This is a genomic window from Actinomadura rubteroloni (assembly GCF_002911665.1).
GTDB lineage: Bacteria > Actinomycetota > Actinomycetes > Streptosporangiales > Streptosporangiaceae > Spirillospora > Spirillospora rubteroloni.
Genome location: NZ_MTBP01000002.1, coordinates 1,382,226 through 1,394,235, shown reverse-complemented (window position 1 = coordinate 1,394,235; position 12,010 = coordinate 1,382,226). Strand labels below are relative to the sequence as shown.

9 protein-coding genes and 1 tRNA gene are annotated in these 12,010 nt (G+C 73.9%); 8 read left to right on the top strand and 2 right to left on the bottom strand.

All coding sequences use genetic code 11. The features are described from left to right. Positions 1 to 8 precede the first annotated feature (8 nt). Positions 9 to 84: transfer RNA gene (locus tag BTM25_RS18055), tRNA-Leu, on the bottom strand. A 286-nt stretch (positions 85 to 370) separates the two neighbouring features. Here BTM25_RS18055 and BTM25_RS18050 point away from each other — a divergent pair. The 3 genes from BTM25_RS18050 to BTM25_RS18040 all read left to right on the top strand — a co-directional run bounded on the left by BTM25_RS18050 (position 371) and on the right by BTM25_RS18040 (position 6,428). Continuing rightward, on the top strand, positions 371 to 1,636 hold the full coding sequence (locus tag BTM25_RS18050; RefSeq protein ID WP_205648138.1) for a prephenate dehydrogenase: 1,266 nt from the start codon (positions 371 to 373) through the stop codon (positions 1,634 to 1,636). Between the two features lie 641 nt (positions 1,637 to 2,277). Then, the gene (locus tag BTM25_RS18045; RefSeq protein ID WP_103564025.1) at positions 2,278 to 4,983 is read left to right on the top strand and encodes a helix-turn-helix transcriptional regulator; all 2,706 of its coding nucleotides are present in this window, start codon (positions 2,278 to 2,280) and stop codon (positions 4,981 to 4,983) included. A gap of 128 nt (positions 4,984 to 5,111) precedes the next feature. Then, positions 5,112 to 6,428: an aminotransferase-like domain-containing protein gene (locus tag BTM25_RS18040; RefSeq protein ID WP_205648137.1), complete on the top strand. Its 1,317-nt coding sequence runs from the start codon at positions 5,112 to 5,114 to the stop codon at positions 6,426 to 6,428. A 20-nt stretch (positions 6,429 to 6,448) separates the two neighbouring features. Here BTM25_RS18040 and BTM25_RS18035 read toward each other — a convergent pair whose 3' ends face one another. Next, complete coding sequence (locus tag BTM25_RS18035) at positions 6,449 to 6,904, bottom strand: cold-shock protein (protein WP_235828464.1); 456 nt, start codon at positions 6,902 to 6,904, stop codon at positions 6,449 to 6,451. 360 nt (positions 6,905 to 7,264) lie between these two features. Here BTM25_RS18035 and dpgA point away from each other — a divergent pair, with 360 nt between their 5' ends. The 5 genes from dpgA (at position 7,265) to BTM25_RS30370 (ending at position 12,009) form a co-directional block, all read left to right on the top strand. Then, positions 7,265 to 8,434: a 3,5-dihydroxyphenylacetyl-CoA synthase DpgA gene (gene dpgA, locus BTM25_RS18030; protein ID WP_103564711.1), complete on the top strand. Its 1,170-nt coding sequence runs from the start codon at positions 7,265 to 7,267 to the stop codon at positions 8,432 to 8,434. After that, positions 8,431 to 9,093 (top strand): enoyl-CoA-hydratase DpgB, encoded by a 663-nt coding sequence (dpgB, locus tag BTM25_RS18025; protein WP_103564712.1) that lies wholly within the window; start codon positions 8,431 to 8,433, stop codon positions 9,091 to 9,093. The genes dpgA and dpgB overlap by 4 nt, the downstream gene beginning before the upstream one ends. A 156-nt stretch (positions 9,094 to 9,249) precedes the next feature. Beyond that, positions 9,250 to 10,542, top strand: a complete 1,293-nt coding sequence (gene dpgC, locus BTM25_RS18020) for a (3,5-dihydroxyphenyl)acetyl-CoA 1,2-dioxygenase DpgC (RefSeq protein WP_103564023.1) — start codon at positions 9,250 to 9,252, stop codon at positions 10,540 to 10,542. After that, on the top strand, positions 10,539 to 11,339 hold the full coding sequence (gene dpgD, locus BTM25_RS18015; RefSeq protein WP_103564022.1) for an enoyl-CoA-hydratase DpgD: 801 nt from the start codon (positions 10,539 to 10,541) through the stop codon (positions 11,337 to 11,339). Before dpgC ends, dpgD begins: the two co-directional genes overlap by 4 nt. 145 nt (positions 11,340 to 11,484) lie before the next feature. Further along, positions 11,485 to 12,009, top strand: coding sequence for a hypothetical protein (locus tag BTM25_RS30370; RefSeq protein ID WP_235828463.1), 525 nt, complete (start codon positions 11,485 to 11,487; stop codon positions 12,007 to 12,009). Position 12,010: the final 1 nt, after the last annotated feature.

Here is a 12,010-nt window from a genome sequence, read left to right as displayed (position 1 = left end):
GTCGAAACTGGTATCCCCGGTCGGACTCGAACCGACAACTAGACCCTTTTAAGGGGTCCGCCTCTGCCTTTGGGCCACGGGGACGGGGACGATCCTACGGGGGGCCGGTGGGCGTCTCCAGTCCGTACGAACGGTGGACGCGCAGCCACCCGGATCCGTTTACCTGTCCGCGTCGGTCATATGCGGTTCACCTTCGGTGCGCAATTGCGGGGTAACCGTCCAGAGTCGCGCGCCTGGCCGTCGCGCGGGCGTCCCGCCTACGCTGGGCCGCGCCTTTATGGTTTCGCGGCCGAGGCCGCCGCGACCACGAATCGGGCGCCGGTCGCGCCGTATTCCGGCCGCACCGCGGCCCATGAACGGGTGATGTCTCGTGATCCGCAGCATGTGCGTCGTCGGCACCGGCCTGATCGGCACGTCGGTGGCGCTCGCGGCGCGGCGCCGGGGTGTCGCGGTGTACCTGTCCGACCGCGATCCGGTGGCCGCGCGGACGGCGGCGGCGCTCGGCGCGGGCCGCGCCGAGCCCCCGCCCGGGCCGGTCGACCTCGCGGTGCTGGCCGTCCCGCCGAGCCGGGTCGCGGCGGTCCTGGCCGAGCGGCAGGGGGGCGGCCTCGCGCGGGCGTACACGGACGTGGCCAGCGTGAAGTCCGCGCCGGAGTGCGCCGTGCTCGCGACGGCGCCCGATCCGTCCCAGTTCGTCGGCGGGCATCCGCTCGGCGGCCGGGAGCGGTCAGGGCCGCTCGCGGCCACGGCGGAGCTGTTCCACGGCCGTCCGTGGGCGCTGGTCCCGCACGCCGGCACCGCGCCGGACGCGTTCGACCTCGCGCTGGACCTCGTCGCGCTGTGCGGGGCCGCGCCGGTGGTGCTGTCGGCGCGCGAGCACGACGAGACGGTGGCGCTGACCTCGCACGTCCCGCACCTGGCGGCGAGCCTGATGGCCGCGCGGCTGCTGGACGGCCCGGCCGGGACGCCGCTGCTCGCCGGGCAGGGCCTACGCGACACGACGCGCATCGCGGGCGGCAGCGCACGGCTGTGGGCCGACATCCTGCGCGGGAACGCCGCCGCCGTCGCGGCCGTGCTGCGCGCCCTGAACGCCGACGTGTCCGCGCTGGTCGCGGCGTTCGACGCGCTCGGCGACGCCGACGGCCCGGCCGCGGCCGCCGGCCTCGCCACCCTCACCGACCTGCTGGAACGCGGCGTGGCCGGTCTCGGCGAGGTGGCCGCGCCGCGCGTGGACGGCCCGGCCGACACGGTCCCGGTGCGGGTGCGCTGCCCGGGCCGTCCCGGCGAACTGGCACGCCTGCTCGCGGCGGCGGCGCCGTTCGGCGGCAACACCGACAACGCCGCCGTCACGGCGGCCCCCGACCTTTCCGGACGCGCGCCGCGTGACGTCGGCGCGGACGTCGGCGCTGGTACCGGGGCGGGGGAGCGCGTCCGGGACCCCGGTGCGGCGGCCGCCGGCGCGGACGCGGTGCTGGACGTCCGGTTCGCCGTGCCCGCGCCCACGGCGGCGGGGTTGGCGGCGGGACTGCGCGCAGGGGGCTGGGACGCGCGGGCCGAGCCGTCGTCCAGTCCGGCGATCCACGCGAAAAAGGCCGTCGCGGACGCGCGCCGGTCACCCGATCCGGTGCGTCCGTAGGCGAAACGCGGGGCGAAGGCGGCCGCCGGGCGGCGGCGGCCGGTCAGATCACGGATCGGGAACGTCGGCTCGGCGGGGCGTCCTGGCGCGGTACTCCGACTCGGTGGCAAAATGATCGTAAAGTCGATCCAGGTCCCGGGAGGCGGTGTCGGTGCGGCGAATGACGGACGTGGATCTCTCGCGGAAGGAACCGGTGTCCTCGGCGCCAGGATCGGCTGACCGGTGACCGAATGGTCACGTAGGTGGTTTTCTCCCTATCGTCACGTGCGCCCATCGTCGATGTGGGGCTCTTTTCGCTCCGAAAATGCGCAATTCGTCCGAGTTCGTCCGGTCGTTCGTCTCACACGTCGTCGCGCGCGAAGTGAAGCGGATAGTGACCGGAAGAGGAACGGCCCCGCCGGACTGCGCAGGTCAACGTACGATCCCCACGCGTTGGCATCGCTTGATCGCGAAACGGTCATTGCGGCCGTTCTTGCAGCGTGTAAGACTCTTCTGGTAATGGAACGGTCACGGAGAGCGGCTCCCTTCGTACCTCCCCGTGCACCGGTGGCACGCGCACAAACGATCACGAAGGACGCGGCGCCGGTGAGCGGGCCTCCGCCCGGCGGCACCGCGGGCAGTGACCAGCAACGGGGAACTTTGTGAAGCTCATTGAAAGGGATGACGAGTTCCGCCTGCTCGACCGTCTCTACACCGGATGCGTCGGCGGCAGAGGAGCGGTGGTGCTCACCGGGGGACCGGCGGGCTCGGGGAAGACCGCTCTCCTGCACGCCTTCGCCGACCGCGTCGCCCGGCGGGGCGGGCGCTTCTTCGCGGTGACGGCGTCGGGCAGCGAACGGATGGATCCCTTCGGCCTCATCGACCACCTGCTCAACACCATCGGGGGACGGGACGGCGACGCGCGGGCGCGGGCCGACGGCTCCGGCGACCTCGGCCGCGAGATCCTCAGCGGCCGGCAGACGCCGATCGACGTGCTGCAGGGCGTCCACGCGGCCGTCGCCGAACGCTGGAACGACCGTCCGCTCGTCATCGGCGTGGACGACGTCCACTTCGCCGACGAGCCGTCCCTGCAGTGCCTGCGCTACATCGCCCGGCGCATCGAGTCGTCCGCGATCATGATCGTGTTCAACGAGTGCTCCTCGCACGAACGGCGCCTGGCCACCCTGCACGCCGAGACGCTGAACCTGCCCTACGCCCACCGCATCCGGCTCGGCCTGCTGGCCGACGACGGCGTCGCCGCCCACGTCGAGCAGCGCCTCGGCCCGGACACGGCGCGGCGCGTCGCGGCGGCGTGCGCGGCGGCCGGCGGCGGGAACCCGCTGCTCACGCAGGCGCTCGTGGACGACCACCAGGCCGCGTCCGCGCCCGGCGCGCTCGTCCCCGGCGAGTCGTACCGGAACGCGGTACTGCGCTGCCTGTACCGCTCCGATCCGTCCGCGCTGGCCGTCGCGCGCGCCGTCGCGGTCCTCGGCGACCCCGTCGTGCCGGGCCTGGTCGCCGACCACCTCGGCGCGGACGCCACGAGCGTCCGGCGCGGCCTGGCCGACCTGACCGCCGCCGGGCTGCTCGCCGACCTGAGGTTCCGGCACGAGGAGGCGCGGCAGGCAGTCCTCGGCGACGTCCCCCCGGACGACCTGCGCGCCATGCACGGCCGCGCCGCCGGGCTGCTGCACGAGACCGGCGCGGGAGCGGTCCGTGTCGCGCGCCGCCTGGTCGCCGCCGACGACGTGGGCGCGCCGTGGCAGATCGAGATCCTGCGCGAGGCGGCGCAGGAGGCGCTGGCGCTCGGCGACGCGGCCGAGGCGGTCGGCTACCTGCGGCACGCGTCCGGGCTGTGCGCCGACCCCGTCCTCCAGTCCCGCATCACCGCCGCGCTCGCCGACGCCGCCTGGCACCTCGACCCGGCCACGGCGTCCCGGCACCTGCCCGGCCTCGCCGACGCCGTCCGCGCCGGGACGCTCACCGGCCGCGAGGCGATGATCCCGGTCAACCACCTGCTGTGGCGCGGCGACTATCCCCAGGCGCGCGACCTGCTGAGGATCGTGGAGTCCCGCGAGGACGACCACCGCGGCCTCCCGCCGAGCCTGCCGATCTCGTCCGACCTGTCGCTGACCCGGCTGTGGCTGCACTTCTGCTTCCCCGGGCTCGCCGGGCTGCCCGACGGCGCGTCCCCCGACGGCGCCGCCGTCCCGACGGTGTGGGGCGGGCCGACCGCCGCGCTGACCTTCCTCTCCCAGATGACCGGCCGCGACGGCGAGGACGGCACGTTCCGCGCGACCGAGCAGATCCTGCGCAGCACCCGCGCGGACGGCCCGCTCGCGCTCACGCTCGTCGCGCTGATGTCGCTGATCCACACCGACCAGGTGGACGAGGCCGTCTGGTGGGCCGACCGGCTGCTCGCCGAGCCGTGGATCCGCAAGGTCCCGCTGCGCCGCGCGCTGTTCGCGACGCTGCGCGCGTCGGCGGCGCTGCGCCGCGGCGACGCCGCCGAGGCCGCCGAGCACGCCCGCGCCGCGCTGACCGCGATCTCCCCGGCGGCGTGGGGCGTGGTGATCGGGGTGCCGCTCGCGGTGGCCGTCCGCGCGGCGACCGACCTCGGCGACGCGGGCGCCGTCGGCTCCTACCTCAACCTCCAGGTGCCGGAGGCGATGTTCGACACCCCGTTCTCGTTGCCCTACCTGGCCGCGTTCGGCCGCCACCAGCTCATGATGGGACGGCCGCAGGCCGCGCTGGAGAACTTCCGGGCGTGCGGGGTCATGCTGACGGACTGGGGCCTGGACGCGACCGGCCTCATCGACTGGCGCAACGACGCCGCCGAGGCGCTGCTCGCGCTCGGCCGGGCGGAGGAGGCGCGGGTGCTCGCCGAGGAGCAGATCGCGCTGTCGTCCGGCGTCCCGTCCCGGCCGCGCGGGGTGGCGCTGCGGCTGCTCGCCGCGACGGGCGGGCTGAAGGAGCGCGTCACGCTGCTGGAGGAGGCGGTGGACGCGCTGCGCGCCAGCGGCGACCGGCGTGAGCTGGGCCGCGCCGAGGCCGACCTGCGCACCGCGCGGTCGGCGCTGGACGAGCACGGCCGCGCGCGGATGGGGCCGCTGTGGGCGCCGGAGCTGCCGGACGAACCGTCCGGCCCGGACGGCCCCGAGGCGGAGCTGACGGCCGCCGAGCAGCGCGTCGCCGCGCTCGCGGCGGACGGCTGGACCAACCGGCAGATCGCCGCGAAGCTCTACATCACGGTCAGCACGGTCGAGCAGCACCTGACGAAGATCTACCGCAAGCTGAAGGTCCGCGGCCGTCCCGACCTGGCGTCGGTCTTCACCGAGCCGCCGCCCCCGCGCGAACGCGTCACCTGAGGCGGTGGCCCGGGAGGTCGGTCGGGGTCGGTCGGGGCGAACACCGTCCAGCGGACAGCGTTGTCCGCCGGGCGGGCGCGTGTGATTCTGGGCCGCGACGACAGCCCACGATCACCTGGGGGGTTCCCGTGGACCGCACACCTGCGGACGGCGCCGACCTGCGCCGCGACGAGCTGCACGCCAGCCTCTCCGCGCCCGTGCTCGACACGATGAACTTCCTCAACGAGATCACGATGCGCTACCCGGACGCGGTGTCGTTCGCGCCGGGCCGTCCCTACGACGGGTTCTTCGACACCGAGGACGTCATCGCCCACCTGCGCCGCTTCCTCGCCCACCTGGAGGAGCAGGGCCGCACGCCGCAGCAGGTCCGCACCGCGATCTACCAGTACGGCCCGACCGCCGGGCAGATCCGCGAGCTGATCGCCGATTCGCTGCGGGTGGACGAGGGCGTCGACGTGGATCCCGCGTCGATCGTGGTGACGGTCGGCGCGCAGGAGGGGATGCTGCTGGCGCTGCGCGCCCTGACGGCCGGCCCGGACGACGTGCTGCTCACCGCGAGCCCCTGCTACGTCGGCATCACCGGCGCGGCGCACATCCTCGACATCCCGATCACGGCGGTGCCCGAGCGCGCGGACGGCCTGCACGCCGCCGACGTGGAGGCCGCGATCGTCGCCGAGAAGGCGCGGGGTCGTCGGCCGCGCGCGTTCTACGTCGTCCCGGACCACTCCAACCCGTCGGGGAACACGGTCGCCCGCGGGGCCCGCGAGGCGCTGCTCGACATCGCGCATCGGCACGGCGTGCTGATCCTGGAGGACAGCCCGTACCGGATGGTCAGCCCCGGCGAGCGGCTGCCGTCGCTGAAGTCGCTCGACCGGAACCGCACGGTCGTGCAGCTCGGGTCGTTCTCCAAGACCGTCTTCCCGGGTGCCCGCGTCGGCTATGTGGTCGCCGACCAGCGCGTCGCGGACGGGACGGGCGGCACCGTCCTGCTCGCCGACGAACTCGCCAAGATCAAGAGCATGGTCACGGTGAACACGTCGTCGCTCAGCCAGGCGGCCGTCGCGGGCGCGCTGCTCGCGGCGGGCGGCAAGATCTCCGAGCTGAACGCCGGCCCCGCCGCCTACTACGGCGACGCGATGCGGACCGTCCTGGACCACCTCGACCGCAACCTGCCCGCCGCGCGCCGCGCCGCGCTCGGCGTCGCGTGGAACCGGCCCGAGGGCGGGTTCTTCCTGGCGATGAGCGTGCCGTTCCGCGCGGATGAGGCCGCGCTCACCCGCTCGGCCCGTGAGTTCGGCGTGATCTGGACGCCGATGTCCTACTTCCACCCCGAGGGCGGCGGCCACGACCAGCTCCGGCTGTCCACCAGCTACCTGAGCGAGGCGGAGATCGCCGAGGGCACCGCGCGGCTCGCCCGGTTCCTGGAGGCAGAGAGCGCCCGCTGACTTGGGTGGTCAGCAGGTGGTCATTCGTCCACCCAGCCGTGCTTCTGCGCGAGCGGCAGCAGCGTGTCGCGCAGCCGCACGATCTGCGCCCCGGTGAGATCGGGGACGCCGCGCAGGAACAGTTCGGTGACCTCCTCGCGGAACTCCGACGGCGCGAGGACGTCGCACAGCACGTCGTCGCCGTTCGGCCCGCCCACCGGGCCCGCCGCGCGGGCCGTGACCTCGGAGAACGCCTCACGGCGGCCGGGCGGCGGCCCGACCACGCGCACCGCGAACGCCTTCGGCCCCCGCTCGCCCTCCATGACCTCGAACTCGACGATCGTGCCGGGCATCAGCCCCGACTTGTCGTCGTCGGCGAGTTCGTTGGCGTGGACGAAGACGTCCGGACCGCCCTCGTCGGGCGCGATGAACCCGTAACCGCGGACCTCGTCAAAACGCAGAACTCTTCCCGACAGCACCACAGGAACCATCCACATCAACGCAGTGTGCGCCCGGAACGGGTCGGCATCGCGTTCTCGCCGCCTGGTCGTTTCCGGGCCGAATCGCCGTCACTCTAGCACCGGGCACCCCGTGGAACGGTCGATTCCCGGCGACGTGCCGCGGCGTGTGGCCGGTTGTGGCGCCCCGGCGCGACCAGCGGGTTCGGCACGCCGTCCGAGGCCGGGGCCGGTCGCCGCCACTGGACGCTGGCCCGTCCGGCGCGGCGTCGCGCATGATGACGGCGTTCCAATTACGAGCAGTTCCCGACCTTTCCCGGAAAGGGTGAGCGTGTTGTCCAGGAGCAGCAGGGCGCAGCGGTTGCGCAGCAAGCCGAGAATGTGGGGATGGACGTTCCGATGACCGTCGAAATCGAAGCCGTCGCCGACCGCGTCTTATCCGCGGAACCGCTGACCGCCGATCTTCTCGCCCCGGGCGTCCTGCCCGTGCCGGGTATCCCCCAGCCCGCCCCGGCGCCGCGCCTGCTCGGCGTCGCGACGGCCGCGTCCGCCACGTCGTTCACGCAGCGCGAGGTGCTCGACGCCTTCGACATCACCGACCCGAAGGTCCGGTCGGTGTTCCTCAACAGCGCGATCGAGCGCCGCAACCTCGCGCTGCCCGCGCCCGGTCCCGACGGCGTCCGCGCGTCCGAGCCGCAGGGCGACCTGCTCGACAAGCACAAGGCGATGGCCGTCGAGATGGGCGGCGCCGCGCTGGTCGACTGCCTCAAGAGCATCGGCGCGGACCTGTCGGACGTCCGCCACCTGTGCTGCGTCACCTCCACCGGCTTCCTCACCCCCGGCCTCTCCGCGCTGATCATCCGCGAGTTCGGCCTCGACCGGCACACCAGCCGCTCCGACATCGTCGGGATGGGCTGCAACGCCGGGCTGAACGCGCTGAACGTCGTCGCGGGCTGGTCCGCCGCGCACCCGGGCGAACTGGCCGTCGTGGTCTGCGCCGAGGCGTGCTCGGCCGCGTACGCGATGGACGGCACGATGCGCACCGCCGTCGTGAACAGCCTGTTCGGCGACGGCGCCGCCGCGCTCGCCGTCCGCGCCCCGGCCCCCGGCGAGACCGGCGGCCCCGAGGGCCCGCGCGTCCTGAAGTTCGCGAGCTGCCTCATCCCGGACGCCATCGACGCGATGCGCTACGACTGGGACCGCGACCAGGGCCGCTTCAGCTTCTACCTCGACCCCCACATCCCCTACGTCGTCGGCGCGCACGCCGAACTGGTCGTCGACCGGCTGCTCGCCGGGACGGGCCTGCGGCGCAGCGACGTCCGGCACTGGCTCGTCCACTCCGGCGGCAAGAAGGTCATCGACGCGGTGGTGGTGAACCTCGGGCTCAGCCGGCACGACGTCCGGCACACGACGGGCGTCCTGCGCGACCACGGCAACGTGTCGAGCGGCTCCTTCCTCTTCTCCTACGAACGACTGCTCCGCGAGGGCGTGACCGCGCCGGGCGAGTACGGAGTGCTGATGACGATGGGTCCCGGTTCCACGATCGAGACGGCGCTGGTCCAGTGGTGAGCGCCGACGAGTTCGTCATCGAGGTGGACGGCGCCGCGCCCCTGGCCGCCGCGCCCGTCAAGGAGGTCGGCGCGCTCTGCGACCGGGTCGAGGACGCGGCCGGCACGGGCGTCGTGATCGTCCACGTGTCCGGCGCGCCCGGCCCCGACCGCGTCGCCGGGCTCGGCGTCGCGCAGGTCAGCAAGTGGGAGCGGGCGCTGCGGCGGCTGGAGCGGCTGCCCGCCCCGATCGTCGCGGTCGCGCGCGGCGACGTCGGCGGGGTCGCGCTGGACGCCCTGCTCACCGCCGACTTCCGGGTGGCCGCGCCGGGCACCCGGCTGCTCGTCCCGGTGGACGGCGACGCGACCTGGCCCGGCATGACCCTGTTCCGGCTGGCCCGCCGCGATTTCGGGGCCGTCCGCCGCGCGGCGCTGCTCGGCGTGCCGGTCGAGACGGCCGACGCCCGCGCGCTCGGCCTGCTGGACGAGATCGCCGAGGACGCCGTCGAGGCGGTCGCGGCGCTGGCGTCCGCCGCGTCCGGCCTGTCCGGGACGGAACTGGCGATCCGCCGCCGCCTGCTCGCCGACGCCGCGTCCATGAGCTTCGACGACGCACTCGGCCAGCACCTGGCCGCATGCGAGCGGGCCCTGCGCCGCGCCACCGGACAGGGGACACCATGACCGCCCCCGCACCACACGCCACAGGCTCGCGGGAGGCACAGTGAGCGAGCCGAAGGCGCGCGCCGCGCGCTGGACTGAGGAGCGGCGGGAGCTTGCGACCAGAGCGACGAGGGAAGCGCGCGGCTTGAAGCGCGCCGCAGGCTCGCGGGAGACACAGTGACTGAGTTGTTCGCGGCTGGGCGGGCGGCGGTTTCGGCGGCGGCGGGGCGGGTCGATGATCTGCTCGCGGCGCTGCCCGTGCCCGCCCGCCGCGCGCCCGAGCAGCGTGCCGCTGCCGCCGCCGCGCACGAGGAGGCGCGGGCGTTGCGGACGCGGTTCCTCGCCGCGCACGCCGACGACGTGTACGCGGAGCTGACGGCGGACCGCACGCGTTACCTGCGGATCGAGGAACTGGTGGAGGCCGCCGCGGCGGCCTTCCCCGGCCTCGTCCCGGACGCCGTCCGGCTCAAGGAGGAGCGCGGACGGGAGCAGGCCGCCAAGGAGGGCCACGAGATCGACCAGGGCATCTTCCTGCGCGCGGTCCTGCGGTCGCCGGTCGCGGGTCCGCACCTGCTGGACGCGATGCTGCGTCCGACCCGGCGGGCGCTGGACCTGCTGCCGGAGTTCCGCCGGACGGGCCGCGTCGCGATGGAGGCGGTCGTCCTGGAGCGCCGCGACGGCGCGGCGCACCTGACGATGTGCCGCGACGACCGCCTCAACGCCGAGGACGAGCGGCAGGTCGAGGACATGGAGACGGCCGTCGACCTCGCGCTGCTGGACCCGGACGTCCGGGTCGGGGTGCTGCGCGGCGGCGAGATGTCCCATCCCCGGTACCGGGGACGGCGCGTGTTCAGCGCGGGCATCAACCTGAAGATGCTGCACTCGGGCGACATCCCGCTGGTCGGGTTCCTGCTGCGGCGCGAACTCGGCTACATCAGCAAGATCGTCCGGGGGGTGCTGACGGACCGTCCGGGCGCCTGGCACACGCCGACGGTCGAGAAGCCGTGGGTCGCGGTCGTGGACGGGTTCGCCATCGGCGGCGGCGCGCAGCTCCTCTACGTGTTCGACCACGTCATCGCCGCGGCCGACTCCTACGTCAGCCTCCCGGCGGCGAAGGAGGGCATCATCCCGGGCGCGGGCAACTTCCGGCTCGGGAGGTGCGGCGGCCCCCGGCTGTCGCGCCAGGTCATCCTGCACGGACGGCGCCTGCACGCGTCCGAGCCGGACGCGCGGTGCGTCCTCGACGAGGTGTGCGAGCCGGACGCCCTGGACGCGGCGGCCGAGCGCGCCGTCGCCGACCTGTCGGCCCCGGCCGTGCTCGTCAACCGGCGGATGATCAACCTCGCCGAGGAGCCGCCGGACGCGTTCCGCGCCTACATGGCCGAGTTCGCGCTCCAGCAGGCGCTGCGCCTGTACGGGGAGGACGTCATCACCAAGGTGGGACGGTTCGCCGGGAAGGGGACGTCGTGAGCGGCGGCCCCCGCGTCCGGTACGAGAAGAAGGACCACGTCGCGTACGTGACCCTCGACCGTCCCGAGGTCCTCAACGCGATGGACCTGCGCACGCACGAGGAACTGGCGGCGGTCTGGGACGACGTCGAGGCCGACGACGAGGTCCGCGTCGCCGTCCTCACCGGCGCCGGGGACCGGGCGTTCTCGGTCGGGCAGGACCTCAAGGAGCGGGCGCGGCTGAGCGGCGACGGCGCCCCGCCGACCACGTTCGGCAGCCGCGGCCAGCCCGGCTGGCCCCGGCTCACCGAGCGGTTCACCCTGTCCAAGCCGGTGCTGGCCCGGGTGGACGGGTACGCGCTCGGCGGCGGCTTCGAGCTGGCGCTGGCGTGCGACCTGATCATCGCCTCGGAACGGGCGGTGTTCGGGCTGCCGGAGGTCCGGCTGGGCCTGGTGCCGGGCGCGGGCGGCGCGTTCCGGCTGCCCCGGCAACTGCCGCTGAAGCTCGCGATGGGCCATCTGCTGACCGGCCGCCGGCTGTCGGCCGCGACCGCGCTGCGGTTCGGGCTTGTCAACGAGGTCGTCCCGGCCGAGCGGCTGGACGACGCCGTCGCCGAGTGGACGGGCGACCTCATCCGCGCGGCGCCGCTGTCGGTGCGGGCGATCAAGGAGGCCGTCCTGACGTCGCTGGACCTGCCGCTGGAGGACGCGTTCACCGCGTCCTACGTGTGGGAGGAGCGCCGCCGCCGCAGCCTCGACGCCGACGAGGGCCCGCGCGCGTTCGCCGAGAAACGCGAACCGGTCTGGCGCGGACTGTAGCGGTTCCCGGGCCGTCCAAACGCTCCGCCGGAGCGGTTGGACGGCCCGTTTCCGCCGCTCCGGCGGCCCTAATCTTGTTTTAATCCCCCGGGCGATTGCATGGTCCTCGCCGCGGCACGGCGCCGCGTTCGGAAATCGAGGACCCATGAGAATCAGAACGCTCTTCGCAGCCGCGCTGCTCCCGGCCCTGCTGACGCTCTCCGCGTGCGGGAACGGCCCCAAGAACGACGGCGTCGCCAGCGTGAACGGCGGCAAGGCGAAAGGCACGGCCTCGCCCACGGCGACGCTGAGCCAGGAGGACGCGCAGCTCAAGTTCGCCCAGTGCATGCGCCAGAACGGCGTCCAGGTCGAGGATCCGGACCCGAACAACCCCGGCAAGATCAGCATCAAGGCCGAGGGCAAGGGCAAGGGCAAGGTCGACATGGACGCCGCGCAGAAGAAATGCGGGAAGTTCCTCCAGCAGGGCGGGATGGGCGGGCACAAGCCCACCGCCAAGGAACTCGACCAGATGGTGAAGATGGCGCAGTGCCTGCGCGACCACGGCCTCGACGCGAAGGACCCGGACGAGAACGGCGGCATGCGCATGAACGTGAAGGAGGGCATGGACCCGAAGAAGGTCGAGCAGGCGCAGAAGGAGTGCCAGCAGAAGTACCCGGAAATCCGCAAGTGAG